The organism is Streptomyces sp. ICC4 (genome assembly GCF_003287915.1).
GTDB classification, from domain to species: domain Bacteria; phylum Actinomycetota; class Actinomycetes; order Streptomycetales; family Streptomycetaceae; genus Streptomyces; species Streptomyces tritrimontium.
In genome coordinates, this window is sequence record NZ_CP030286.1 from 2725594 (window position 1) to 2751556 (window position 25963).

Here is a 25963-nt window from a genome sequence, read left to right on the forward strand (position 1 = left end):
TGGGTCCGGGGCCGGTCGGGACTCGGGGGCCGACGTCGTGCCGACGGGTCGCCGGACGGAGTCCGGCGCAGCGCCGCGAAGCCGGAGAGGCCCGCCAGGGCCGAGCCGTGCGAGCGGCACGGGGAAAGTCAGATGCCGGCCGCCGCCGCGAGGTCCTTCTTGATCGCGTCGAGCACTTCCCGGCCGCGCGCGCGGGCCGGTTCGAGGTCCGAGGCCTCCGCCACCGGGACCACGACCTCCAGGTAGCACTTCAGCTTCGGCTCCGTGCCCGACGGACGCACGATCACCCGGGCCTTGTAGTCGCCCTCCAGGTAGTAGCGCAGCCCGTCCGTGGGCGGGAGCGTCGCCGTGCCCTGGTTCAGGTCCTCCGCCGAGGCGACCCGCAGGCCCGCCAGCGAGACCGGGGGCTCCGCGCGCAGCGCCGCCATCGCCGAGGCGATGACCGACAGGTCCTCCACGCGGACCGACAGCTGGTCGGTGGCGTGCAGCCCGTGGGCCATCGCCAGGTCGTCCAGCAGGTCGGTCAGGGTCCGGCCCTGCTCCTTGAGCTCCGAGGCCAGTTCGGCGACGAGCAGGGCGGCGGTGACGCCGTCCTTGTCGCGGACGCCCTCGGGGTCCACGCAGTAGCCGAGCGCCTCCTCGTACCCGTAGCGCAGGCCCTCGACGCGGGAGATCCACTTGAAGCCCGTGAGGGTCTCCTCGTAGCCCAGGCCCGCCGCCTCCGCGATCCGCCCGAGGAGGGAGGAGGAGACGATCGACTCGGCGAAGACGCCCGTGGCGCCCTTGTGCACCAGGTGGGCGGCGAGCAGCGCGCCGACCTCGTCGCCGCGCAGCATCCGCCAGCCGGTGGCGGACGCGGCGTCCGGGACGGCCACCGCGCAGCGGTCGGCGTCCGGGTCGTTGGCGATGACGATGTCCGGGTTCGCCCGGGCGGCCGTCGCGAAGGCCAGGTCCATCGCGCCGGGCTCTTCCGGGTTCGGGAAGGCCACGGTCGGGAAGGCCGGGTCCGGCTCCGCCTGCTCGGCCACGAGGACCGGGGCCGGGAAGCCCGCGCGGGCGAAGGCGGCCAGGACGACGTCCTTGCCGACGCCGTGCATGGCCGTGTAGACGGTCCGCACGCCCCGGGCGGACCCGGGGGTCAGGACGGCGTCCGTGCGCTCCAGGTAGGCCTCCAGGACCTCGTCGCCGAGGTCCTGCCAGCCGCTGTCCGCGCGCGGTACGTCGGCCAGCGCGGCGATCGCGTCGATCTGCGCGGCGATCTCGGCGTCGGCCGGGGAGACGATCTGCGAGCCGTCGCCGAGGTAGACCTTGTAGCCGTTGTCCCGGGGCGGGTTGTGGCTCGCGGTCACCTCGACGCCGGCGACGGCGCCCAGGTGCCTTATGGCGTAGGCGAGGACGGGCGTCGGCAGCGGGCGGGGCAGGACGGCCGCGCGCAGCCCGGCGCCGATCATCACGGCGGCGGTGTCGCGGGCGAAGTCGGCCGACTTGTAGCGGGCGTCGTAGCCGACGACGACCAGGCCGCCGGCGTGCCCCTGGGCCTTGAGGTAGGCCGCGAGGCCCGCCGCGGCCCGGATGACCACGTTCCGGTTCATCCGCATCGGGCCCGCGCCCAGCTCGCCGCGGAGCCCGGCGGTGCCGAACTGGAGCATGCCGGAGAAGCGGTCCGCGAGCTCGGCCGCCACCCCGGCGTCCGCCGACGTCTCGATGAGCTTCGCGAGCTCGTCCGCCGTCTCCGGGTCCGGGTCCTCGGCCAGCCAGGCCTGGGCCCGTGCGATCAGATCGTCCTGCACGTCCTGCACTACCTCTCGTCGGTCGGTCGGGTCGCTCGGTCAGATCCGGGCGAGGACCTGGGTCAGCAGCTTGCCCATGCGCGCGGCCGAGTCGCGGCCGGCCTGCAGCACCTCTTCGTGGTTCAGCGGCTCGCCGGAGATGCCCGCCGCCAGGTTGGTGACCAGCGAGATGCCGAGCACCTCGGCGCCGGCCTCACGGGCGGCGATGGCCTCCAGCACGGTGGACATGCCGACCAGGTCGGCGCCCATGACGCGGATCATGTTGATCTCGGCCGGGGTCTCGTAGTGCGGGCCGGGGAACTGCACGTAGACGCCCTCTTCGAGGGTCTCGTCGATCTCCTTGCACATCGCGCGCAGGCGCGGCGAGTACAGGTCGGTGAGGTCCACGAAGTTCGCGCCGACGATCGGCGAGGTGGCCGTCAGGTTGAGGTGGTCGCTGATCAGCACGGGCTGACCGGGCTTCATGCCCTCGCGCAGACCGCCGCAGCCGTTGGTCAGGACGACGGTCTTGCAGCCGGCGGCGACGGCGGTGCGCACGCCGTGGGCGACGGCGGCGACGCCGCGGCCCTCGTAGTAGTGGGTCCGGCCGAGGAAGAGCAGCGCGCGCCTGTCGCCGATCTTGTACGAGCGGATCTTGCCGCCGTGGCCCTCGACGGCGGGGGGCGGGAAGCCGGGCAGGTCGGTGACCGGGAACTCGGCCTCGGGCGCACCGAGCGCCTCTGCGGCGGGGGCCCAGCCGGAGCCCATCACGAGGGCGACATCGTGGGTCTCGGCGCCGGTCAGCTCGCGGAGTCGGGCGGCTGCGGCGTCGGCGGCGGCGAAGGGGTCGGTAACAGATGCGTTCACGCGGAAGAGCGTAGCCCCTCTTCGCCTACGCGCGTAGATGGCGCAGCTCACGGTGTTCGGATCGTTGCCTTGTCGTTTCCGACGAATTGTCCCCGTCGGGGTGGGCGGTGCGGCGCCGTTGCCGGGGCTCCGCCCCGGACCCCGCGCCTCAAACGCCGGCGGGGCTGGATTCAGCAGGGGCGCTTGCGCAGTTCCATCACGTAGTCGTGGGGGGCGCCCGCGGACTCGGCCGCGTCGGCGAGCTCTCCCAGGTAGCGGGCCGAGGGCAGGCCGCCCTCGTAGCCGTTCAGGACGTACACCCAGGCGGCCTCCTCGCCGTCCAGCGTGTGCACGCGCACCCGCATCCGGCGGTAGATGTCGAGCCCGACGCCCTCCCACCGGTCCATGGAGTCCTCGTCCAGCGGGGCGACGTCGTACAGCGCGACGAAGACCTGGTGGCGGGGTGCTTCGACGATCGTCGCCAGCGCGCCCTCCCAGCCCATCTGCTCGCCACCGAAGGTCAGCCGCCAGTCGTTGATCCAGCCCGTGCCGCGCAGCGGCGAATGCGGAGCGCGGCGCGTCATCAGCCGCGGGTCGAGGTTGCCGGCGTACGCGGCGTAGAGCGACATGGGGTCGAGGGTACGGGAGGGGCGGCCTCCGTCGCGTGCCCGGCCGGACGGGGCCCCGGCCCCCGGGCGGACGGGCGCCGGCCCCCGGGGCGGCGCGGCGGGCCCGGCGCCCGGGCACCGGCGGACCCCGTCGCGTACGGGCAGGGCCCTGGCCTGGCCTTGGGCGGGCCGGGGCCGCGCCCGCCGCCCGTACGGCGGGCTGGGGGTGAAGCACCTTGATGCGTGCGGGACAATGGGGCACGGAATGCATCCCCCGGGGAGACCCCCGGAAGCCCCGGCCGGGGCGGCAGCCGGCCGGGTAGACGTGAGGCGGAGTTTTCGTGACCCGGATCGTGATCATCGGCGGCGGACCAGGCGGGTATGAGGCGGCCCTCGTGGGGGCCCAGCTCGGCGCGGAGGTGACCGTCGTGGACTGCGACGGTCTGGGCGGGGCGTCGGTGCTCACCGACTGCGTGCCCTCCAAGACCCTCATCGCGACCGCCGAGGTCATGACGACCTTCGACTCGTCGTACGAGGAGCTCGGGATCGTCGTCGCGGACGACACCCCGCACATCGAGCAGGCCGCGCGTGTCGTCGGCGTGGACCTCGGCAAGGTGAACCGGCGCGTCAAGCGCCTCGCGCTCGCCCAGTCGCACGACATCACCGCCTCCGTCACCCGGGCCGGCGCCCGCGTCGTACGGGGCCGCGGCAAGCTCGGCGGCCCGCAGGGCATCGACGGCACGCGGGACGTCATCGTCACCGCCGCCGACGGCAGCGAGACGATCCTGACCGCCGACGCCGTGCTCATCGCGACCGGCGGGCACCCCCGCGAGATCCCCGACGCCATGCCCGACGGCGAGCGGATCTTGAACTGGACCCAGGTCTACGACCTCGATGAGCTCCCCGAGGAGCTCATCGTGGTCGGCTCCGGCGTGACCGGCGCCGAGTTCGCCGGCGCCTACCAGGCACTCGGCTCCCGGGTGACCCTCGTGTCCTCCCGCGACCGCGTGCTGCCCGGCGAGGACCCGGACGCCGCCGCCGTGCTGGAGGACGTCTTCCGCCGCCGCGGCATGAACGTCATCGGCCGCTCCCGCGCCGAGTCCGCCAAGCGCGTGGGCGACCGGGTCGAGGTCACCCTCTCCGACGGCCGGGTCATCACGGGCACGCACTGCCTGATGGCGGTCGGCGCGGTGCCCAACACCACCGGCATGAACCTGGAGGAGTCCGGGGTCAAGCTCAAGGAGTCCGGGCACATCTGGACCGACAAGGTCTCCCGGACCTCCTCGCCCGGCGTGTACGCGGCCGGCGACGTGACCGGGATCTTCGCGCTGGCGTCCGTGGCCGCCATGCAGGGGCGCATCGCGATGTACCACTTCCTCGGCGACGCGGTGGCCCCGCTGAACCTGAAGACGGTCTCCTCCAACGTCTTCACCGACCCCGAGATCGCCACCGTCGGCTACACCCAGGCCGACGTGGACTCCGGCAAGATCGACGCCCGGGTCGTGAAGCTCCCGCTGCTGCGCAACCCGCGCGCCAAGATGCAGGGCATCCGGGACGGCTTCGTGAAGATGTTCTGCCGCCCCGGCACCGGGATCGTCGTCGGTGGCGTGGTCGTCTCGCCGCGCGCGAGCGAACTCATCCACCCGATCTCGATCGCCGTCGACAACAACCTGACGGTCGAGCAGATCGCAAACGCGTTCACCGTGTACCCCTCCTTGTCGGGTTCGATCGCGGAGGCCGCCCGCCAGCTGCACACCCGCAAGTCCGGCGACGAGGCGTAAACACCGATAACGACCCTTGTGCGCAAGGGTTTTGGAGCAGACGGTCGGCCCGTCGCGGAGCAAGTGCGCGACGGGCCGACCGCGTATACCACTAGTCGGCTCACGGTATGGACAACTTCGGAATTCCGGCGCAAGGAGCTGAAAGCAGACGGTCGTTGGGGTTACTGTCAGTTTCGTGTTCGCTGCAGAACGTCGCCAATTGATCCTCGAAATGGTGCGGGCCAACGGAGCGGTATCGCTCCGGGAGCTCGCCCGCGTCGTCCAGACCTCCGAAGTGACCGTACGGCGGGACGTGCGGGCACTGGAGGCAGAAGGACTCCTCGACCGCCGGCACGGCGGTGCGGTATTGCCGGGCGGTTTCACGCGGGAATCCGGCTTTCCGCAAAAGTCCCATCTCGCGACGGCGGAGAAGACCGCCATTGCCGATGTCGCGGCCGGTCTCGTCGAAGAGGGCGAGGCCATCGTCGTCGGCGCGGGCACCACGACCCAGGAGCTGGCCCGCCGGCTCGCCCGGGTGCCCGGACTCACCGTGGTCACCAACTCGCTGCTCGTCGCACAGGCCCTGGCCCATGCGAACCGGGTGGAGGTGGTGATGACCGGCGGAACCCTGCGCGGGTCCAACTACGCGCTGGTCGGAAGCGGTGCCGAGCAGTCCCTCCAGGGCCTGCGGGTCTCGCGGGCCTTCCTGTCCGGCAGCGGGCTGACCGCCGAGCGCGGGCTGTCCACGTCCAACATGCTCTCCGCGAGCGTGGACCGGGCGCTGGTGCAGGCCGCCGCGGAGGTGGTGGTCCTCGCCGACCACACGAAGCTCGGGACGGACACCATGTTCCAGACCGTGCCGACGGACGTGATCACGCGGCTGGTGACGGACGAGCCGCCACCGCACGACGACCGGGCCGGTACGGAGTTGCAGGCGCTGGCGGACCAGGGCGTGCAGATCACGGTGGCCGGCGGAGCGAGTGCCTCCGGCGGTGGATCCGGCGAGGGGATGGCCGGGCGGCGGCCGCGCCGGGAATCGCCGCTGCCGGTGCAGCGGCGTGGCGGGCCGACCGCGCAGCTGCGTAGCGCGGGGTCGTTGCACGAGCAGCAGGTGGCTGCGGCGGGCGAGCGGGCCCGGGTCGCGGACATGCGGCGTCGCTAGTGCTGTGACGCGGCGCGGGTGCGCGCGGGGCCGTTGCTGAAAAAACGCCGGCGGGGCTGGATGTGTCCAGCCCCGCCGGCGTTTTCGTGCTGAGGGCGGGACGTCAGTCCTTGATCTCGCAGATGGTCGCGCCGGAGGTGAGCGATGCGCCGACCTCCGCCGAGAGCCCCACGATCGTGCCCGAGCGGTGGGCGTTCAGCGGCTGTTCCATCTTCATCGCCTCGAGGACGACGATCAGGTCGCCCTCGTTGACCTGCTGGCCCTCCTCGACCGCGACCTTGACGATCGTGCCCTGCATGGGCGAGGCCAGGGTGTCGCCGGAGGCGGCCGGGCCGGACTTCTTCGCCGCGCGGCGCTTCGGCTTCGCGCCGCCGGCCGCCGCGGTGCGGGCCAGGGTCATGCCCAGCGAGGACGGGAGGGAGACCTCCAGCCGCTTGCCGCCGACCTCGACGACCACGGTCTCGCGGCCCGGCTCGTCCTCGGTGTCGTCCGCGGCGGGCACCACGAACGCCGGGATCTCGTTGACGAACTCGGTCTCGATCCAGCGGGTGTGGATCGTGAACGGGTTCGAGGTGAAGGCCGGGTCGGCGACGACCGCGCGGTGGAACGGGATGGCCGTGGCCATGCCCTCCACCTCGAACTCGGCCAGCGCGCGCGCCGCCCGCTGCAGGGCCTGCTCGCGGGTGGCGCCCGTGACGATGAGCTTGGCGAGCAGGGAGTCCCACGCGGGGCCGATGACCGAGCCGGTCTCGACGCCCGCGTCCAGGCGGACGCCCGGGCCCGACGGGCCGTTGAACTTGGTGACGGTGCCCGGCGCCGGCAGGAAGCCGCGGCCCGGGTCCTCGCCGTTGATGCGGAACTCGAAGGAGTGGCCGCGCAGGACCGGGTCCCCGTAGCCGAGCTCCTCGCCGTCGGCGATGCGGAACATCTCGCGCACCAGGTCGATGCCGGCGACCTCTTCGGACACCGGGTGCTCGACCTGCAGGCGGGTGTTGACCTCGAGGAAGGAGATGAGGCCGTCGGCGGAGACGAGGAACTCGACGGTTCCCGCGCCGACGTAGCCGGCCTCCTTCAGGATCGCCTTCGAGGCCGCGTAGAGCTCCGCGTTCTGAGCCTCGCTCAGGAACGGCGCGGGAGCCTCCTCCACCAGCTTCTGGTGGCGGCGCTGCAGCGAGCAGTCACGGGTGGAGACGACGACCACGTTGCCGTGGGAGTCGGCCAGGCACTGGGTCTCCACGTGCCGCGGCTTGTCGAGGTACTGCTCGACGAAGCACTCGCCGCGGCCGAAGGCGGCGACGGCCTCGCGCACGGCGGAGTCGTAGAGCTCCGGGATCTCTTCGAGGTTGCGGGCGACCTTCAGGCCGCGACCGCCGCCGCCGAAGGCGGCCTTGATCGCGATCGGCAGGCCGTGCTCCTTGGCGAAGGCGACGACCTCGTCCGAACCGGAGACCGGATCGGGCGTGCCGGCCACGAGCGGCGCACCGGCGCGCAGCGCGATGTGGCGGGCGGCGACCTTGTCACCGAGGTCGCGGATGGCCTGCGGCGGCGGGCCGATCCAGGTCAGGCCCGCGTCGAGGACGGCCTGCGCGAAGTCGGCGTTCTCGGAGAGGAAGCCGTATCCGGGATGGATGGCGTCCGCACCGGAATCGGCTGCGGCCTGCAGGATCTTGGACATGTCCAAGTAGCTGGCGGCCGGGGTGTCACCGCCCAACGCGAAAGCTTCGTCGGCCGCGCGGACGTGCAGAGCGTCCCGGTCCGGATCGGCGTAGACGGCTACGCTCCCGATTCCGGCATCCCGGCAGGCCCGAGCAACGCGGACTGCGATTTCGCCACGGTTGGCGATGAGCACCTTGCGCACGATGGCTCCCTCCTTGAAACAAGCTGAGTTTAGGGACAGCCCACACGGCCTTTCGACCCTTCCCCAGAGGTGACCTTGCCCACACACAGTGTGATTCGAGTCTGACTGGAGTCGAAAAACCCCATGCGGCGCCCCACGTCAGGGGGATCCCCGACTGCACAGTAACCCTGCCGCGCGTCCCTGGTCTCTGTCCGCCAGGTCAGCGGGCCCGGGTGATTCTTTGTCGAGTCCCTACGAACGGCCCATTCAATCTTTGCGTGGCCGCCGTGCGGATACCGGGGAGACGCCGGGCCGACGCCGCGCCGACGCCGGGCGGCCACCGGGTGGGAGCCCCACCGTAACGAAGCGGTCCCGGCCCCTTGTCGGCAGGATTACCCGTTAGTAGCCTCCAGGCGTCGAACAGGCATGTGCCTGTGGGGGATGGGGGCGTCGTGGCTGGTGTGGGTGGCGTGGTGCTGCGGAGATCCGTGGCCGGAGCGACCGCGGTCGTACTCGTCGTGGAGGGGGCGGTGCTCGCCTTCGTCCACCTCGTCCTCGGCCGGACCACCGCGAACCAGTCGATGTCCATCGCGGGCATGGATCCGGACGTCATGTCCAAGGCCACCTACGCGATGGGCGCCGGCATGGGCGGCTTCCTGCTGCTCTGCGCCGTCTTCCTGGTCGTCGCGGCGGTCCGCGACCGGGCCCCCGGAGCCTTCGCCCGCATGCTCCTGATCACCGCCGCCATCACCCACGGGGTGCTCGGCGCGCTCGTGGTCGGCCTGGTGGGCTGGGCCGCGTTCGGGGTGATGATGGCGATCCTGTGCCTGCTGGTGGCCAGCCTGATGCTCTACGCGGCCAAGGAAGCGGGCTCGGACGGTGCCGCGGGCACGGACGGTGCCGCGGACGCGGGAGGTCCGGGCGCCGCGGGCGGCGGCCCCGATGTCCAGGACACGCCGCCGGGCCACCCGCTGCTCGGGGACTTCGGGGACTTCAAGCCCACAAGTCGGTGATCGAGAAACCCAGTTCCGCGAGCAGGGAGCGCAGCAGCGGCAGGGAGATCCCGATCACGTTGCCGTGATCCCCGTCGATGCCCTCGATGAACGGCGCCGACAGCCCGTCCAGGGTGAACGCCCCCGCCACGTGCAGCGGCTCGCCGCTCGCCACGTACGCCGCCACCTCCGCGTCCGTGGGCTCGCCGAAGCGGACCGTGGTCGACGCCGTGGCCGAGACCTGGCGGCCGGTCGCCGTGTCGATCACGCAGTGCCCGGTGCGCAGCACCCCGGCGCGCCCGCGCATCGACTTCCAGCGGGCCGTGGCCTCCTCGGCGTCCGCCGGCTTGCCCAGTGCCTCGCCGTCCAGCTCCAGCACGGAGTCGCAGCCGATCACCAGGGCGCCCGCGGCCTCGTCCAGGGCCGCCACGACGGCCGCTTTCGCCTCGGCCAGCGCGAGCGCCAGCTCGGCCGGCTCGTCGTGGTTCAGGGTGTCCTCGTCGAAGCCGCTGACGATCACGTGCGGGGCGAGCCCGGCCTGCCTCAGCAGGTTCAGCCGGGCGGGCGAGGCGGAGGCGAGGACGAGCGCGTGGCGGGCCTCGGGGCGGTGTTCGGCAGTCATGCCCGCCATCGTAGGGCGGCCCCGGGCCGCGGGTGGCGGACGGTTCGCGGGACGGTTCGCGGGGCGGCCCTCAGAACCCGCCCACGCCCAGTACGTACACGACGACGACCATCGCGATGACGACGATCACCGTCATCCGCCGGACCATCGCCTGGGCCTCGCGCATGTCCTTCGGCGGCTCGTCTTTCGGGTCTGACCAGAGCATGCCCCGATCCTGGCCCCGGGAACGCCCGTGGCGCCTGAGTACGGGTACTCAGGCGCCACGGTCCGTTCACGCCATCTTCGCCTGGGGCGGCCTGCCTAGGCAGGCCAGTGGGTGCGCCCCCACGCGGCCGGACCGGGCCGCGGCAGCGTCCGCCGGGCCACCCGGCCGGGCGCCGCCCACGCGTCCGCCACCCGCTCCGCGCCCGGCGCCGCCGTTGCCAGCGCCGCCGCGCGCGCTTGGACCACCGCCAGTGCGGCGGCCAGCTCCTCGGGGGTCGGATTCCCCTTGACGACCTTGATCACCACTGCGCGCTCCTCGTGCTGCCGGCTAGAGGGGGATGTTGCCGTGCTTCTTCGGGGGCAGGGACTCCCGCTTGGTGCGCAGCTGCCGCAGCCCCTTCACCACGTGCGCCCGGGTCTCGGACGGCATCGTCACGGCGTCGACGTAACCGCGCTCGGCGGCCGTGTACGGGTTCAGCAGCGCGTCCTCGTACTCGGTGATGAGCCGTGCGCGGGTCTCCTCGGCGTTGCCCGCCTCCTCCGCTTCGGCGATGGCCCGCCGGTGCAGGATGTTGACCGCGCCCTGCGCGCCCATGACGGCGATCTGCGCCGTCGGCCACGCGAGGTTCAGGTCGGCTCCGAGGTGCTTGGAGCCCATCACATCGTAGGCACCGCCGAAGGCCTTGCGCGTGATGACGGTGATGAGGGGGACGGTCGCCTCGGCGTACGCGTAGATCAGCTTCGCGCCGCGCCGGATGATTCCGTTGTACTCCTGGTCCGTGCCCGGCAGGAAGCCCGGCACGTCGACGAACGTCAGCACCGGGATGTTGAAGGCGTCGCAGGTCCGCACGAAGCGGGCGGCCTTCTCGGAGGCGTCGATGTCCAGGCAGCCGGCGAACTGCATCGGCTGGTTGGCGACGACCCCGACCGGGTGGCCCTCGACGCGGCCGAAGCCGGTGAGGATGTTCGGCGCGAACAGCGACTGCGTCTCCAGGAACTCCGCGTCGTCGAGGACGTGCTCGATCACCTTGTGCATGTCGTACGGCTGGTTCGCGCTGTCCGGGATCAGCACGTCGAGCTCGCGGTCGGTGTCGGAGACCTCGGTGTCGGCCTCCTCGGGGAAGGCCGGGGGCTCGGAGAGGTTGTTCGACGGGAGGTAGGACAGCAGCGACTTCACGTACTCGATGGCGTCCTTCTCGTCACCCGCCATGTGGTGGGCGACGCCGGACGTGCTGTTGTGCGTCCGCGCCCCGCCGAGCTCCTCGAAGCCGACGTCCTCGCCGGTGACGGTCTTGATGACGTCCGGGCCGGTGATGAACATGTGCGAGGTCTGGTCGACCATGACCGTGAAGTCGGTGATCGCGGGGGAGTACACGGCTCCGCCGGCACAGGGCCCGACGACCAGGCTGATCTGCGGGATCACGCCGGAGGCGTGGACGTTGCGGCGGAAGATCTCGCCGTACATGCCGAGCGCGCTGACGCCCTCCTGGATGCGGGCGCCGCCGGAGTCGTTGATGCCGACCAGCGGGCAGCCGGTCTTCAGCGCGAAGTCCATCACCTTCATGATCTTCTGGCCGTAGACCTCGCCGAGGGCTCCGCCGAAGACGGTGAAGTCCTGCGAGAACAGGGCGACGGGCCGCCCGTCGACGGTGCCGTAGCCGGTGACGACGCCGTCCCCGTACGGGCGGGTCTTCTCGAGCCCGAAGTTCGTCGACCGGTGCCGGGCGAACTCGTCGAGCTCGACGAAGGACCCCTCGTCCAGCAGGAGCGCCACCCGCTCACGCGCCGTCAGCTTGCCCTTGGCGTGCTGCTTCTCCACCGCCCGCCCGGACCCGGCATGGGTGGCTTCCTCGACGCGGCGCTGCAGATCCGCGATCTTCCCCGCGGTGGTGTGCATGTCGATCGGCTCTGACGGTTGTGGCATCGGGGTCGCGGCTCCCTGCGTGGTGTCAACGGCCTGCTCAATTACATGACTACTACTAGCTACTGGTGCGTAGCGTATCGGCGGGCATGGCGCTCGGCAGTGCGGCGTTTGACACACCTAATCTGGCTTGCTTGGCCTCACGGTCCCCCTTAGGGGATCGCGTCCCGTCCTCGTGGGCGGGCTTCCTGCTTCACCGCGGACCGCCCGCCGGGAGGGTCCCCGGGAAGGTCTTCCGTCCGCTCCACAGGCAGACACCGCCAACCCGGCGGCCAAGAGATTGACGGCGGCGTTGCCGTCCCGGTCATGAACGGCCCCGCAGCCCTCACAGGTCCACGCACGGACGTTCAGCGGCATCGCGGCGGCGAGGGCACCACAGGCCGAGCACAGCTTCGAGCTGGGGAACCACCGGTCCACGACGATCAGTGTGCGTCCGTACCAGGCCGCCTTGTACTCCAGCATCCTGCGAAGCTCACGCCAGGCCGCGTCCGAAATGGCGCGGGCGAGCCTGTGGTTCTTGAGCATGTTGCGGACACCGAGGTCCTCGATCACGAGCGTTTGGTTTTCGCGCACGAGTCGAGTCGTCAGTTTGTGCAGGTGGTCGCGTCTGCGGTCGGCGATCCGGCGTGGATCCTGGCGACGCGGATCCGGGCCTCGTCCCGGTTGGCGCTGCCTTTCTCCTTCCGGGACAGGGATCGCTGCGCACGGGCGAGGCGGTCCCTGTCCGCACGCTCGGACCGGGGGCCGGGGATCTTCTCGCCCGTCGACAGCGTCACGAGTGCGGCGATTCCGAGATCGATTCCCACGGCTCGTGTCGTGGGGGGAGGCGGTGACGGGGTGTCCTCGCAGAGGAGCGACACGAACCAGCGGCCGTCGGGGTCTCGGGACACTGTGACCGTGGTCGGCTCGGTGTCCTGCGGCAGAGGGCGTGAACCAGACGACGTCGAGCGGACCGGGCACCTTGGCGAGGGTGAGTCGGCCGTCGCGGTACCGGAACGCGGAGCGCGTGTATTCGGCCGAGGCGCGTGATCTCCGCTTGGACTTGAACCGCGGATATCGCGCCCGCTTCGCCCAGAATCCGGCGAAGGCGCTCTGGAGGTGCCGCAGGGCCTGTTGGAGGGGAACGCAGGACACCTCGGCCAGATAGGAGAGCTCAGGCATTCGCTTCCACGTCGTGAGCAGCGCGGAGGTCTGTGAGTAGCTCATCGGACGACTGCGGGTCCACGCGTCGGCGCGGGCCGCGAGTGCCAGGTTGTACACCTTTCGCACGCACCCGAACGTCCGTGACAGCTCTCTGGCCTGCGCGTCGGTAGGGTGAACGCGGAACTTGAATGCCCGTTTCACCGGAGAACTCCCCACGGCCTGAAAGCTAGGGACGGTCATGATCCGAACGCAAGCCCGGGTCAAAGCGTCACACGGCGAGACGCCGGAGCGGCGGGTCTCCGGCCCGATGATGCGCTTCCTCCCCGGTCTGAAGGCCGGGGCTTTCACGCAAGGGGAATGCTGATGCCGTCAGATGCTTCCGCGGGCCGCTGGTCGAGCCTGGACCGGCCGCCCTTGAATGTCGCCGCGCTCCAGCGGGCCCTCGTGACCGGGGAGGGGCTGTGGACCTCGCTGGAGGTGGTCGGGTCCACCGGGTCCACCAATAGCGATCTGGCCGCCCGGGCCGGGAAGCTGCCCGAGGGGGCCGTCCTGGTCGCCGAGGAGCAGACCGCCGGGCGCGGGAGGCTGGACCGGAGCTGGGTCGCGCCCGCGCGCTCGGGACTGTTCTTCTCCGTGCTGCTCAAGCCCGGGCCGCAGGTGCCGCAGGAGCGGTGGGGGTGGCTGACCCTGCTGGCCGGGGTGGCCGTCGCGACCGGGCTGTCGCGGGCCGCCGGGGTGGACACCGCCCTCAAGTGGCCCAACGACCTGCTGGTCACCGTGGACGGGGAGGAGCGCAAGACCGGCGGGATCCTCGCCGAGCGCGTCGGGGACGGGGTCGTCGTCGGGATCGGGCTCAACGTCACCCTGACCGATGAGGAGCTGCCGGTGGACACCGCCGGCTCGCTGATGCTGGCCAAGGCCTCCGTCACCGACCGGGACCCGCTGCTCAAGGCCGTCCTGCGGTCGCTGGAGCAGTGGTACGGGGACTGGCGCGCGGCCGGCGGCGACCCGGCGGCCAGCCGTCTGCAGGAGACGTACGCCGCGGGCTGCGCGACCCTCGGCCGGCACGTGCGCGCCGAGCTGCCCGGCGGGCGCACCCTCACCGGTACGGCCGAAGCGGTGGACACCGACGGGCGGCTCGTCGTACGGACGGCGCAAGGGGAGCACGAGGCCGTGGGGGCAGGGGACGTGGTGCACCTGCGGTCGGTCCGGTAGCCCGCCGGGCGGCCGGTCCCGGGTGACGGAGCGGGGGAGTGAGCTACGGCACACCTGCCGTATGGTTTAGGCGATCCCGGTCCTCACGGTGATCAACCGGTTCGGCAGTGCGCACGGATATGGACAGGAGGCGGCCCTTGACCGTCGACGACCCTCAGTCCAACGCGTCCGCCTCCGGGACGGCGGCGGCCGGTGCCGTCGGCTCGGGCGTCCACGCCACCCCGATCGGCCGCGACCAGCACACTCCCCACCACGAGGTCGACCACACGGCCCAGCCGACGGCCGACCCGCTCGCCATCCGCCTGGAGCAGCTGATCCTGGGCGCCGAGCGCCGGTACACCCCCTTCCAGGCCGCCCGCAGCGCCGGTGTCTCGATGGAGCTCGCCTCCCGCTTCTGGCGGGCCATGGGCTTCGCGGACATCGGCCAGGCCAAGGCCCTGACGGAGGCGGACGTACTGGCGCTGCGCCGGCTCGCCGGACTGGTCGAGGCCGGGCTGCTGAGCGAGCCGATGGCGGTGCAGGTGGCGCGGTCCACCGGGCAGACCACGGCGCGGCTCGCGGAGTGGCAGATCGACTCCTTCCTGGAGGGGCTGACGGAGCCGCCGGAGCCGGGAATGACCCGTACGGAGGTCACGTACCCGCTGGTCGAGCTGTTGCTGCCGGAGCTGGAGGAGTTCCTCGTCTACGTGTGGCGCCGCCAGCTGGCGGCCGCGACGGGGCGGGTCGTGCAGGTGGCGGACGACGAGGAGATGGTCGACCGGCGGCTCGCGGTGGGCTTCGCGGACCTGGTGGGCTTCACCCGCCTCACGCGCCGGCTGGAGGAGGAGGAGCTCGGCGAGCTCGTCGAGGCCTTCGAGACCACGGCGGCGGACCTGGTGGCGGCGCACGGCGGCCGGCTGATCAAGACCCTGGGCGACGAGGTGCTGTACTGCGCCGACGACGCGGCCACGGCGGCGGAGATCGCGTTCCGGCTGATAGAGACGATGGGCGCCGATCCGCAGATGCCGGAGCTGCGCGTGGGGATCGCCTTCGGGACCGTGACGACCCGGATGGGCGACGTCTTCGGGACCACGGTGAACCTGGCGAGCAGGCTGACCTCGATAGCGCCGAAGGACGCGGTGCTGGTGGACGGCGCGATGGCCGAGGAGCTCGGCCGGACGGGCGCGGCGCCGGTCTCCGAGAAGGAGGCCGAGGCCGAGGAGGGCGGCGGCGCGTACCGCTTCGCGCTCCAGCCGATGTGGCAGCGCCCGGTGCGCGGCCTCGGCGTGGTGGAGCCCTGGTCGCTGACGCGCCGGAGCCCTAAGATCCCCGGATAACGTTCGTTAACCGGGAGGGTCGCCCTGTGTCTGAGTTCGTGGCTGTACGCCGGCATGAGGGCGGGGTCGCCGAATTGGTCCTGGACCGCCCCAAGGCGATGAACGCGGTGTCCACGGACATGGCGCGGGCCATCGGTTCGGCGTGCGCCTCGCTCGCGGCGGACGCGTCCGTACGGGTCGTCGTGCTCTCCTCCACCGCCGAGCGGGCGTTCTGCGTGGGCGCGGACCTCAAGGAGCGCAACTCGCTGTCGGACGCCGAGCTGGTGCGCCAGCGGCCGACCACGCGCGGCGCGTACGGGGGCGTGCTGGAGCTGCCGATGCCGACGATCGCGGCGGTGCACGGGTTCGCGCTGGGCGGCGGCTTCGAGCTGGCGCTCGCCTGCGACGTCATCGTGGCCGACGAGACCGCGGTGGTGGGACTGCCGGAGGTCTCGGTCGGCGTGATCCCGGGCGGCGGCGGGACGCAGCTGCTGCCGCGGCGGGTGGGTGCGGCCAGGGCCGCGGAGCTGATCTTCACCGCCCGCCGGGTGGAGGCCGCCGAGGCGCTCGCGCTGGGGCTGGTGGACTCGGTGGTCCCGGCGGGTTCGGCCCGCGAGGAGGCCCTCGCCCTGGCCGGGCGGATGGCGGCGAACTCCCCGGTCGGGCTGCGGGCGGCGAAGCGAGCGCTGCGGCTCGGGCACGGGATGGACCTGACGGCCGGGCTGGAGATCGAGGACGCGGCGTGGCGGTCGGCGGCCTTCTCCGGCGACCGGGCGGAGGGCGTGGCGGCGTTCAACGAGAAGCGCACGCCGCGGTGGCCGGGGGTCTGACCGCGGCGCCCGTCCGCGCGGCTTCCGGTCGTGACCGCGAGTGATCTTGGTCGTACCCAAAGTCGCGCCAATTGTCACTAAATCGGACAAACCCCCTAACCTGGTGTGATGGGTGTTGACGGGCGGCTGCGAGCCGTTGTGGGCCTCGCGCAGGCCATGGCGGCCGCGTGCGCGCCGCGGGACAGTGTCCGGGCCGCGGCGCGGGGCGCCCGGCTGGCGATGGACGGGTCGTTCGCCGCGATCTCCGCGTGGGAGCGGGAGCGGGGGCGTCTGCGGGTGCTCGTGAACGAGGGGGAGCGCCGCGCCGGGGAGGAGGAGTTCCCCGAGGACGAGTCGTACCCCGTGCACGACTTCCCGGAGATCACCGAGTTCCTGCACGAGCGCTGGGCGGGCGGGGGCGGGCCCCACGCCTGGGTGGAGAGCGCGGTCGGCGACCGCCCCGGCCGCCGGGGCGAGGCGCTGCGCGGGCGCGGGCGCGGGACGTGCGTGGTCGCGCCGATCGTGCTGAGCGGGCGGGCCTGGGGCGAGCTGTACGTGGCCCGGGACGAGGGCCTGCCGGACTTCGACGAGGACGACGCGGAGTTCGCGACCGTCCTCGCGGCGGTGGTCGCGGCCGGGCTCGCGCAGAACGACCGGCTGGAGGAGGCCCGGCGGCTCGCCTTCACCGATCCGCTGACCGGGCTGGCCAACCGGCGGGCCGTGGACATGCGGCTCGACGAGGCGCTGGAGGAGCACCGCAGGAGTGCGGCGGCGACCGTGGTGAGTCTGGTCGTCTGCGACCTGAACGGACTCAAGAAGGTCAACGACACCCTCGGGCACGCGATGGGCGACCGCCTGCTGGAACGTTTCGGCTCGGTGCTCAGCCTGTGCGGGGCGATGCTCCCGGGCTCGCTGGTCGCGCGGCTGGGCGGGGACGAGTTCTGCCTCGTCAGCGTCGGGCCCTCGGCGGACGAGGTGGTCCGGGTCACCGAGGAGGTGTGCCTGCGCGCCGCCGAGCTGGAGCTGGGCGAGGGGGTCGCCTGCGGGGTCGCGTCCACGGGGGATCCGATCGGCCCGGTGAAGTCCTCGCGGCGGCTGTTCCGGCTGGCGGACGCGGCCCAGTACAAGGCGAAGGCGGCGCGGTCCCTGAAGCCGGTGGTGGCGGGGCGCGACACGGCGGTGGTCCGGCTGGCGGACGCGAAGCCCGGGGGGCCGGGGGAGCGGCGGCGGTTCCGGGGGCGCGCGTAGCCGTGGCCCGGGCGCTGCCCCGTCCCCGTCCTCAAGCGCCGGACGGGCTGAGGGTGCCCGGGCGCTGCCCGGACCGGGCGCGAACGCGCGGCGGGCTGAGGCCCCCGGCCCCGCTGGCCCCCGCCGGACGGAGTCCGGCGCAGCGCCGCGAAGCCGGGGAGGCCCGCCGGGGCCGAGCCGTGCGAGGGGTGCGTGAAGGAGGGGAGGCCCCGCCGGGGTCGAGGCGTGCGGGGGGTGCGTGAAGGAGGGGTGACATGAAGGGATTCAGTCCGTAGGGTGCTGAATATGGATATGCACACTGTCGTGGTGGGAACGTCCGGGACCACCGCCGAGGACGTGATCGCCGTCGCTCGGGGCAACGCCCGCGTCGAGCTTTCCGGCGAGGCCGTCGCCGCGCTGGGCCGGGCCCGGGAGATCGTGGAAGCGCTCGCCGCCAAGCCCGAGCCCGTCTACGGGGTGTCCACCGGGTTCGGTGCGCTCGCCTCCCGGCACATCAGCCCCGAGCTGCGCGCGCAGCTCCAGCGCAACATCGTCCGTTCGCACGCCGCCGGCATGGGCCCGCGCGTCGAGCGCGAGGTCGTGCGCGCACTGATGTTCCTGCGGCTGAAGACCGTCGCCTCCGGGCACACCGGCGTGCGGCCGTCCGTCGCGCAGACCATGGCCGACGTCCTGAACGCCGGGATCACCCCCGTGGTCCACGAGTACGGCTCCCTCGGCTGCTCCGGCGACCTCGCCCCGCTCTCGCACTGCGCGCTCGCCCTCATGGGCGAGGGCGACGCGGAGGGTCCCGACGGGACCGTCCGGCCCGCCGGCGAGCTGCTCGCCGAAGCCGGGATCGTCCCCGTCGAGCTCCGGGAGAAGGAGGGCCTCGCCCTCCTCAACGGCACCGACGGAATGCTCGGCATGCTGGTCATGGCCCTCGCCGACCTCGGCAAGCTGTACACCTCCGCCGACATCACCGCCGCCCTGACCCTGGAGGCGCTGCTCGGGACCGAGAAGGTGCTGCAGCCCGAGCTGCACGCCATCCGCCCGCACCCCGGCCAGGGCGCCTCCGCCGCCAACATGGCCGCCGTCCTGGCGGGGTCGGGGCTCACCGGGCACTTCCAGGAGGAGTCCGCCCCGCGCGTCCAGGACGCCTACTCCGTGCGCTGCGCCCCGCAGGTCGCCGGCGCGGGCCGCGACACCATGGCGCACGCCGCCCTCGTCGCCTCGCGCGAGCTGGCCGCCGCCGTCGACAACCCGGTCGTGCTGCCCGACGGGCGCGTGGAGTCCAACGGCAACTTCCACGGAGCCCCGGTCGCGTACGTCCTGGACTTCCTGGCCATCGCCGCGGCCGACCTCGGCTCCATCTGCGAGCGCCGCACCGATCGGCTGCTCGACAAGAACCGCAGCCACGGCCTGCCGCCGTTCCTCGCGGACGACGCCGGTGTGGACTCCGGCCTGATGATCGCCCAGTACACGCAGGCCGCCCTGGTCAGCGAGATGAAGCGGCTCGCGGTCCCGGCCTCCGCCGACTCGATCCCCTCCTCCGCCATGCAGGAGGACCACGTCTCCATGGGGTGGTCGGCGGCGCGCAAGCTCCGTACGGCCGTCGACAACCTCACCCGGATCGTCGCGATCGAGATGTACGCCGCCACCCGCGCCATCGAGCTGCGCCACGGACTCACCCCGGCGCCGGCCAGCCGGGCCGCCATCACGGCCGCCCGCGCGGCGGGTGTGGAGGGGCCCGGACCGGACCGCTTCCTCGCCCCCGACCTGGCCGCCGCCGACGCGTTCGTCCGGTCGGGCGCGCTCGTGGAGGCCGTGGAATCCGTGACCGGCCGCCTGGCCTGAGTCGCGCCGTACGGCGAAAGGGCCGCGGCCCGGGGAATCACCCCGGACCGCGGCCCTTTGTCGTACGCGGAGACGTGGGGACGCGGAGACGTGGGGACGCGGAGACGTGGGGACGCGGAGACGCGGGGACGCGGAGACGCGGGGACGCGGGACGCGGAGACGCGGGCCCGGGGAAACCGGGGCCCGGACCGGCGTTGGCGCCGGTGCTACAGCGCGCGCGAGCGGCGTACCGAGAAGGCCACGAAGCCGGCCCCGAGGCCCAGGCAGAGCGTGCCGCCGAGCAGGTACGGGGTGGTCTCGACGCCGCCGGTGTCGGCGAGCGAGAGGGAGGCGCCGTCGGCCGCCAGGGCCGCCGCGGCCTGGGACCGGGAGCTCCCGGCCGCGGACTCGGAGGCGGAGCCCTGCGCGTGCTCGGGGGCGGTGGCGTTGGCCGAGGGGACGAACCACAGAGCGGCGAGGAGGGTGGTCGCTCCGAGAGCGGTGAGTGTTGATCGACGTGCGGACACGGTGCGATCCCCCTTGTGCAGCAGCGAATTGGCCGTGTCCGGTGATGGTACCTCCGGAGCGCTCCGGGGTTCAGCCCGGTCGGGAAGAGCCTGCTGGGGAAGGGTGGATTGTCATATCGGCGTTTAATGGTCATTTACCGAATCCGGGGGGAAATCGGCCCGTTCGGGGGAGCGTTGATGTCGGGGAAAGGGGCGGGTCGTGGGAAAGCCGGGGATTGCGCGGGATTACCCTCCGTCATATGAACCCTTCTGAGACATCACGATACGTACGCCTTCGGGTGGATCTGGTACTCGAGGTACCCGACGTGGACGCGCTCACCGGAGCCGCGCTCGCGCACATCAAGGCCGACGAGTTCATGCCGGACGAAGAGCGCAGCCACGCGGAGGCGGCGGTCCGGGAGGACGAATCGGAGGCTTTGGCCTACTTGGTGGACCCCACCGACCTCGTCGCGGAAATCCCCGGAGTGGAGCTCGCACAGGCCTCTTGGAGCAGCGAGCCCGTGGAATACGACCCCGAGTCCATGGAGTGGGACCTGGACGAGGAAGATGGGGACATCGACGAAGAGGCTGACAGCGTCTGACGGTGGGGTTGACCACATTCGAAGGGAATGTGGATGCGGCCCGGGGCGTCAACGCGTTGTCAGGACGAGGCAGGGGGGCGTGCCCCCCTGCCCGGGGAACGGGGTTCCGGCAACGATGGAGTGGCGTGTGAGGACGGACAGCAAGCGACGGAGAAAGGCCCTGGTGGCCATATCCGCCGTACTCGGTGGCGTACTGGTGCTCGCGGGGTGCAACGACGCGGGTGACGGCGGGACGGATGCGCCGAAGGCCAACGGGGAGGCGTCGGCCAAGGCCGATGTCGACGCGGCGGCGGCCAAGGACGCCTCCAAGGCGCGAATAACCATCACTCCCAAGGACGGCGCCGCCAACGTCGGCCTGAACGACGCGGCCAACGTGGCCGTCGTCGACGGAACGCTCACCCTGGTCGAGCTGAAGAGCAACGAGGGCACCGCGGTGCCGGGCAAGATCGCCGCGGACGGCAAGAGCTGGAAGCCGGACGGCGCGCTGAAGCGCTCGACCAAGTACGCGCTGTCGGCGACCGCGAAGGACGAGGCGGGCCGCGAGGCGCACGAGAACGCCTCCTTCACCACGATCTCCCCGGAGAACAGCTTCGTCGGCTCCTTCATCCCGGACGAGGGCAAGACCGTCGGTGTGGGCATGCCGGTCTCGATCACCTTCAACAAGCCGATCAAGGACAAGAAGGCCGTCCAGGCGGGCATCACGGTCACCTCCACCAGCGGCCAGGAAGTCGTGGGCCACTGGTTCAGCGCGCAGCGCCTGGACTTCCGCCCGGAGAAGTACTGGCAGGCGAACTCCACCGTCACGCTGAAGCTGGCGCTGGACGGCGTCGCGGGCGGCCCCGGCATCCAGGGCGTCCAGAACAAGACCGCCACCTTCAAGATCGGCAGGAGCCAGGTCTCCACCGTCGACGCGAAGTCGAAGAAGATGACGGTCACCCGGGACGGCGCGGTCCTCAAGACCATCCCGATCTCGGCGGGCGCCCCGGCGAACCCGACGTACAACGGCCAGATGGTGATCTCCGAGAAGTTCAAGGAGACCCGGATGAACGGTGCCACCGTCGGCTTCACGGACGATGACGGCAAGGGCGAGTACGACATCAAGGACGTTCCGCACGCGATGCGGCTGTCCAACTCCGGCACCTTCATCCACGGCAACTACTGGGGCTCGGACTCCATCTTCGGCAGCGTCAACACCAGCCACGGCTGTGTCGGTCTGAACGACGCCAAGGGTGCGAACGACCCGAACCAGCCCGCGGCCTGGTTCTACGACAACTCCCTCATCGGAGACGTCGTCACGGTCGTCAACTCCCCGGACAAGACCATCAAGCCGGACAACGGACTCAACGGCTGGAACATGAGCTGGGCGGACTGGAAGGCGGGCGCGGCCGTCTGACGCGCCGACCCGACAGCTGAACCCCGCGACGGACGGCGGGGAGCCCCGGCCAGGGGGCTCCCCGCCGTCCGTCTGTGCGTGGCCTGTGAGTTCGCGTTCTCATCCGACTCTTATCGGCGGCTTATCCGGCGATCAGGGGTGCTGCCTAGGTTCGCCGCATGTTCTTCACCTACCTCCGGCGCGAGTTGCGCCGCCGCAGGAAGGCGGCGCTCGTCGTCGCCTCCGGACTCGCCCTGGGCATCGCCCTCGTCATCGTCGTCACCTCGGTCTCGGCGGGGATGGCTCAGGCGCAGGGCAAGGTCCTCCAGTCGCTCTACGGCCTCGGGACGGACATGACCGTCACCAAGGCGCAGGCCCCGCCGGGCGAGGACGGCGCCGCCGCCCGGCCCCGGTTCCAGTTCGACGCGAACGGCGAGGGCGACGCGAACGCCGGGGCCGAGCAGAGCAGCGACCTCGTCATGCCGCAGGGCTTCGAGACGCTCGACGCCGCGACCGTGGGCGAGGTGTCCGGCCAGGAGGGCGTCGCCCAGGCCGTCGGCGGGCTCAGTCTGCAGGTGATGAAGGTCAACGGGCAGTTCAAGCGCGGCGAGTTCAAGCGGGCGGAGGGCGCCGCGGGCAGCGGCGGCGCCACCAAGCCGGGCGCGACGGGCGGCGCCACGGGCGGTGCGGGCGGCACGGTCGAGGGCGGAGGCGCCGACTTCGACGTCAACTCCTTCTCCGTGTACGGCACGGACGTCACCAAGCCCGAGCTGGGCCCGCTCACCACCTCCGAGATCACCTCGGGCCGCGGTTTCCAGGCCGGCGAGACCGACGCGGCCGTCGCGGTCGTCGACAGCGCCTACGCCACGAAGAACAAGCTGGCCGTCGACTCCGAAGTCACCGTCAAGAACGCCAAGTTCAAGGTCATCGGCATCGCCACCGCCGACAGCGGGGACGCGGCCGCCAACGTCTACGTACCGCTCAAGCAGGCCCAGACCCTCGCGGGGACCCCGGACAAGATCACCACGGTCTACGTCCAGGCCGAGGACTCCCAGGCGATCGGCTCCGTGAAGCAGGCCATCCAGAAGAACGTCCCGGACACCACCGTCACCACCTCGGCCGACCTCGCCGACACGGTCTCCGGTTCGCTCTCCACCGCCGCCTCCCTCGCCTCCACCGTCGGCACCTGGCTCTCGTACGCCGTCCTCCTGGCGGCCTTCCTCGTCGCCGGCCTGCTGACCTCCTCCGCCGTCTCCCGGCGCGTCCGCGAGTTCGGCACCCTCAAGGCGCTCGGCTGGAAGAGCGGCCGCGTCACCGGCCAGGTCGCCGGAGAGGCCTTGGTCAACGGCCTGATCGGCGGGGCGCTCGGCATCGGCCTGGGGCTCGCGGCCGCCTACGCCATCACGGCGATCAGCCCGAAGCTCACCGCGCAACTCGCGGGCGGCGGAGCCCGGGCCGGCGCCGGCGGCGGCGCGGGAGGCGGCGGCATGATGCGCTCCGCCCGGCAGGGCGCGGGCAAGGCCCTCGACATCGCGCTCACCGCGCCCGTCTCGTTCTCCACGATCGGCCTGGCCGTCGCCCTCGCCGTCGCCGGCGGGCTGATCGCGGGCGGCTTCGGCGGCTGGCGCGCCTCCCGGCTGCGGCCGGCGGACGCCCTGCGCCGCGTCGAGTAGCCCGCCCGCCCCGCGGGCCGGCGGGGCCGCCCGCCCGCGCGGGCCGACCGTACGAACTTCTGAGCGAGCGAAGGAACGAGATGTACCAACTCACCGGTGTCACCAAGCGCTACCGGCGCGGCAAGGAATCCATCGACGCGCTGGCCGGCGTGGACCTGACCATCGAGGACGGCGGCCGGCTCGTCATCCAGGGTCCCACCGGCGGCGGCAAGTCCACCCTGCTCCAGATGCTCGGCGCCCTCGACCGGCCGACGGCGGGAGCGGTCGTCCTCGACGGGCTCGACCTCGCCACCGTCTCCGAGGCCCGCCTCACCCGGGTCCGGGCGGAGAACATCGGCTTCGTCTTCCAGTCCTTCAACCTGATCCCGACGCTCACCGCCCAGGAGAACGTCGAGACGGCGCTGGTTCCGCTCGGCCTCAAGGCGCGCGAACGCCGCGAGCGGGCCGCCGAGGCACTGGACTCCGTGGGCCTCGGCGAGCGGATGGGCCACCTGCCCGGCGAGATGTCCGGCGGCCAGCAGCAGCGCGTGGCCATCGCCCGGGCCCTGGTGAAGCGGCCGAAGGTGCTGCTCGCCGACGAGCCGACCGGCAACCTCGACGAATCGATGCGCGACGAGGTCATGGACCTGCTCGAAGGGCTGTGGAAGGAGCACGGCCTGACCTTCGTGATGGTCACGCACGACAGCGCGCTCGCGAAGCGGGCACCGCGCGTGGCGACGATCCGGCGCGGCCGGGTGACGATCACCGAAAACGCCTGAGCGCACCGCCGCGCTCTCCGCACCCCCCACCGACACCGAGGTCGACCACTGGTGGGCCGTCCTGGCTTCCGCCCGGACGGCCGACCTGCCGCAGGTGCCGCCGCCCTCCCGGACGGAGGTGGCCGGAGCGCTGCGGGTGCCTTCGGCGCGGGGGCGCTCGGTGCACTGGGCCGCGGAGGACGGCGTCGCCTCGCTGGTCCTGTTCACGGACGGCGGCAACGACCACACCGCGTTCCTGGACGAGCTGACGGTCCGGCCGGACGCGCGGCTACGAGCTGTTCTGCTGGCCCGGACTGGTCCCCGACGCGTGGGCGCCGGCGGTGGCCGTCGCCCACAGGGCGATGGAGGACGCGCCGATGGGGGACCTGGACCAGCGGATCCAGACCTGGACGGCGGAGCGCCTGCACGCGAACCACCGCAAGATCCTGGACCGGGGAGGCGCGCTGACCACGGTCGCCGCCGTCACCCCGGACGGCGAGGTGGCGGCCTACACGGAACTGGTCCTCCCCGACCCGGCGGGCCCGCGCGCGCTCCAGTACGACACCGTGGTGGTCCCCGCCCACCGGGGCCACGGCCTCGGCCGCGCGGTCAAGCTCCGCATGCTCGCCGAGGCCGCCGTCCGCCACCCGGACCTGCGCACCATCGCCACCTCGGTGGCGGACGACAACACCCCGATGCTCGCGGTCAACGCGGCCCTGGGCTACCGGCGCGAACGCGCACACGGCTACTTACAGCTACAGCTACAGCTACAGCTACAGCTCCAGGACTGAGGCGGGGGCCGCCGGCGCCGACCAGGACGAGAGCATGCGCAGGGCGTCGGCCGAGGGGGAGCCCGGAGGCGCGTGGTAGGTGACCAGGAACTGCGCCGGATCGTCCGGCAGGGCCAGGGTCTCGAAGGAGAGCAGGAGCTCGCCGACCAGGGGATGGCGCAGCCGCTTGAGGCCGTGGGTCTTGTCGTCCGCCACCGTGTGGGCCGCCCACAGCCGGCGGAACTCCTCGTTCTTCACGGACAGCTCGCCCACCAGGGCCGTCAGGCGTTCGTCATCGGGGTACCGGCCGGCGTACAGCCGCAGATTGCTCACGACCTCGCACGCACGGCACTCCCAGTCCGCGTACAGCTCGGCCGTCGCCGGGTCCAGGAACACCAGCCGTACGAGATTGCGCTCCTGCGCGGGCAGGGCCCCGAAGTCGCCGAAGACCGCGGCCGCCAGCCGGTTCCAGCCGATGACGTCCTGGCGCCGCCCGACCAGGTACGCCGGTACGCCTTCCATGGCGTCCAGCAGCGTCCGCAGCTCGGGGCGGACCTGCTGCGGGCGCGCCGCCTGGCGGCGCCTGCGGGGCTTGGGGGCGGCCAGCCGGCTCAGGTGCGCGTGCTCGGTGCCGTCCAGGCGCAGCGCCCGCGCGATGGCGTCGAGGATCTCCGCGGACACGTTCTGCCCGTGGCCCTGCTCAAGGCGCGTGTAGTAGGCGACCGAGACCCCCGCCAGCTGCGCCAGCTCCTCGCGGCGCAGGCCGGGGACCCGGCGGTGACGGCCGTGGTCGGTCAGGCCCACGTCCTCGGGGCGCAGCCGGGCGCGCCGGGATCGCAGGAACTCGCCGAGCTCGGCTCGCTGATCAAGCTGGTCCATTACCCCAGTATCGCCGCGTGCGCGGACAGGCCGGGGGGCTGTGCCTGACCCCGCCAAGGGTAGGTTCGCCAGTCCTAGGCAGGACAGGGGGATGGGTCGCCGCGGCCCGCGAGGGCATGCTGGTGACCGAGGAACGAGCGGTGCGCCGCCCGGCGCCGCAGTCCTTCACCGCAGTCACTCG

23 protein-coding genes and 1 pseudogene are annotated in these 25963 nt (G+C 72.3%); 13 read left to right on the forward strand and 11 right to left on the reverse strand.

From position 1 onward, the window contains the following. Positions 1-128 precede the first annotated feature (128 nt). The 3 genes from DRB89_RS12725 to DRB89_RS12735 all read right to left on the reverse strand — a co-directional run bounded on the left by DRB89_RS12725 (position 129) and on the right by DRB89_RS12735 (position 3244). Positions 129-1790 (reverse strand): phospho-sugar mutase, encoded by a 1662-nt coding sequence (locus tag DRB89_RS12725; protein ID WP_112453610.1) that lies wholly within the window; start codon positions 1788-1790, stop codon positions 129-131. 39 nt (positions 1791-1829) lie between these two features. Beyond that, entirely contained in the window at positions 1830-2636 is an 807-nt protein-coding gene (locus DRB89_RS12730; RefSeq protein WP_112449901.1) for a purine-nucleoside phosphorylase, read from the reverse strand. Positions 2637-2806: 170 nt separating this feature from the next. Beyond that, the gene (locus DRB89_RS12735) at positions 2807-3244 is read right to left on the reverse strand and encodes a gamma-glutamylcyclotransferase (RefSeq protein WP_112449900.1); all 438 of its coding nucleotides are present in this window, start codon (positions 3242-3244) and stop codon (positions 2807-2809) included. A gap of 320 nt (positions 3245-3564) precedes the next feature. Here DRB89_RS12735 and DRB89_RS12740 point away from each other — a divergent pair, with 320 nt between their 5' ends. Beyond that, positions 3565-5004, forward strand: a complete 1440-nt coding sequence (locus tag DRB89_RS12740) for an NAD(P)H-quinone dehydrogenase (protein WP_112449899.1) — start codon at positions 3565-3567, stop codon at positions 5002-5004. A 175-nt stretch (positions 5005-5179) separates the two neighbouring features. Continuing rightward, a complete protein-coding gene (locus tag DRB89_RS12745) occupies positions 5180-6145 on the forward strand; it encodes a DeoR/GlpR family DNA-binding transcription regulator (protein WP_112449898.1) in 966 nt (321 codons plus the stop codon). 103 nt (positions 6146-6248) lie between these two features. Here DRB89_RS12745 and DRB89_RS12750 read toward each other — a convergent pair whose 3' ends face one another. Continuing rightward, entirely contained in the window at positions 6249-8003 is a 1755-nt protein-coding gene (locus DRB89_RS12750) for a biotin carboxylase N-terminal domain-containing protein (protein WP_112449897.1), read from the reverse strand. A 467-nt stretch (positions 8004-8470) separates the two neighbouring features. Between DRB89_RS12750 and DRB89_RS12755 the strand changes: the two genes are divergently transcribed. Next, the gene (locus DRB89_RS12755; RefSeq protein ID WP_239516109.1) at positions 8471-8995 is read left to right on the forward strand and encodes a hypothetical protein; all 525 of its coding nucleotides are present in this window, start codon (positions 8471-8473) and stop codon (positions 8993-8995) included. On the opposite strand, the gene DRB89_RS12760 is transcribed toward DRB89_RS12755, so the two are convergent. From DRB89_RS12760 to DRB89_RS12775, 5 genes and pseudogenes are all read right to left on the reverse strand, one after another. Further along, entirely contained in the window at positions 8976-9605 is a 630-nt protein-coding gene (locus DRB89_RS12760; RefSeq protein WP_112449896.1) for a nucleoside triphosphate pyrophosphatase, read from the reverse strand. The genes DRB89_RS12755 and DRB89_RS12760 overlap by 20 nt on opposite strands. Before the next feature lie 61 nt (positions 9606-9666). Further along, positions 9667-9801 carry a hypothetical protein gene (locus tag DRB89_RS45950; RefSeq protein ID WP_275431985.1) on the reverse strand — a complete coding sequence of 45 codons (135 nt, stop codon included), beginning with the start codon at positions 9799-9801 and terminating at the stop codon, positions 9667-9669. 95 nt (positions 9802-9896) lie between these two features. Next, positions 9897-10106, reverse strand: coding sequence for an acyl-CoA carboxylase epsilon subunit (locus tag DRB89_RS12765; protein WP_112449895.1), 210 nt, complete (start codon positions 10104-10106; stop codon positions 9897-9899). A gap of 22 nt (positions 10107-10128) precedes the next feature. After that, complete coding sequence (locus tag DRB89_RS12770) at positions 10129-11724, reverse strand: acyl-CoA carboxylase subunit beta (RefSeq protein WP_112449894.1); 1596 nt, start codon at positions 11722-11724, stop codon at positions 10129-10131. 149 nt (positions 11725-11873) lie between these two features. Beyond that, positions 11874-13104 (reverse strand): annotated as a pseudogene (locus DRB89_RS12775) (RNA-guided endonuclease TnpB family protein). A gap of 117 nt (positions 13105-13221) precedes the next feature. Between DRB89_RS12775 and DRB89_RS12780 the strand changes: the two are divergent. The 5 genes from DRB89_RS12780 to hutH all read left to right on the forward strand — a co-directional run bounded on the left by DRB89_RS12780 (position 13222) and on the right by hutH (position 19264). Further along, complete coding sequence (locus tag DRB89_RS12780; protein WP_112449893.1) at positions 13222-14079, forward strand: biotin--[acetyl-CoA-carboxylase] ligase; 858 nt, start codon at positions 13222-13224, stop codon at positions 14077-14079. Between the two features lie 137 nt (positions 14080-14216). Continuing rightward, positions 14217-15395, forward strand: a complete 1179-nt coding sequence (locus DRB89_RS12785; RefSeq protein WP_112449892.1) for an adenylate/guanylate cyclase domain-containing protein — start codon at positions 14217-14219, stop codon at positions 15393-15395. 26 nt (positions 15396-15421) lie between these two features. Next, a complete protein-coding gene (locus DRB89_RS12790; RefSeq protein WP_112449891.1) occupies positions 15422-16204 on the forward strand; it encodes an enoyl-CoA hydratase-related protein in 783 nt (260 codons plus the stop codon). 108 nt (positions 16205-16312) lie between these two features. Next, complete coding sequence (locus DRB89_RS12795; protein ID WP_204358140.1) at positions 16313-17431, forward strand: GGDEF domain-containing protein; 1119 nt, start codon at positions 16313-16315, stop codon at positions 17429-17431. Between the two features lie 291 nt (positions 17432-17722). Beyond that, the gene (gene hutH / locus DRB89_RS12800) at positions 17723-19264 is read left to right on the forward strand and encodes a histidine ammonia-lyase (protein ID WP_112451122.1); all 1542 of its coding nucleotides are present in this window, start codon (positions 17723-17725) and stop codon (positions 19262-19264) included. Between the two features lie 206 nt (positions 19265-19470). Here the strand turns inward: hutH and DRB89_RS12805 are convergent, their stop codons facing one another. Next, positions 19471-19770, reverse strand: a complete 300-nt coding sequence (locus DRB89_RS12805; protein WP_112451123.1) for a hypothetical protein — start codon at positions 19768-19770, stop codon at positions 19471-19473. Between the two features lie 239 nt (positions 19771-20009). Here DRB89_RS12805 and DRB89_RS12810 point away from each other — a divergent pair, with 239 nt between their 5' ends. The 5 genes from DRB89_RS12810 to DRB89_RS12830 all read left to right on the forward strand — a co-directional run bounded on the left by DRB89_RS12810 (position 20010) and on the right by DRB89_RS12830 (position 24924). After that, positions 20010-20351: a hypothetical protein gene (locus DRB89_RS12810; RefSeq protein ID WP_112451124.1), complete on the forward strand. Its 342-nt coding sequence runs from the start codon at positions 20010-20012 to the stop codon at positions 20349-20351. A gap of 115 nt (positions 20352-20466) precedes the next feature. After that, entirely contained in the window at positions 20467-21744 is a 1278-nt protein-coding gene (locus DRB89_RS12815; protein ID WP_112451125.1) for an Ig-like domain-containing protein, read from the forward strand. Between the two features lie 158 nt (positions 21745-21902). Continuing rightward, a complete protein-coding gene (locus tag DRB89_RS12820; RefSeq protein WP_112451126.1) occupies positions 21903-23396 on the forward strand; it encodes an ABC transporter permease in 1494 nt (497 codons plus the stop codon). A gap of 80 nt (positions 23397-23476) precedes the next feature. Beyond that, positions 23477-24154, forward strand: a complete 678-nt coding sequence (locus tag DRB89_RS12825) for an ABC transporter ATP-binding protein (protein WP_112451127.1) — start codon at positions 23477-23479, stop codon at positions 24152-24154. A 356-nt stretch (positions 24155-24510) separates the two neighbouring features. Then, the gene (locus DRB89_RS12830; protein WP_162688557.1) at positions 24511-24924 is read left to right on the forward strand and encodes a GNAT family N-acetyltransferase; all 414 of its coding nucleotides are present in this window, start codon (positions 24511-24513) and stop codon (positions 24922-24924) included. Here DRB89_RS12830 and DRB89_RS12835 read toward each other — a convergent pair. Beyond that, the gene (locus DRB89_RS12835; RefSeq protein ID WP_112451129.1) at positions 24907-25782 is read right to left on the reverse strand and encodes a helix-turn-helix transcriptional regulator; all 876 of its coding nucleotides are present in this window, start codon (positions 25780-25782) and stop codon (positions 24907-24909) included. The two genes, DRB89_RS12830 and DRB89_RS12835, sit on opposite strands and share 18 nt — an antisense overlap. Positions 25783-25963 lie beyond the last annotated feature (181 nt).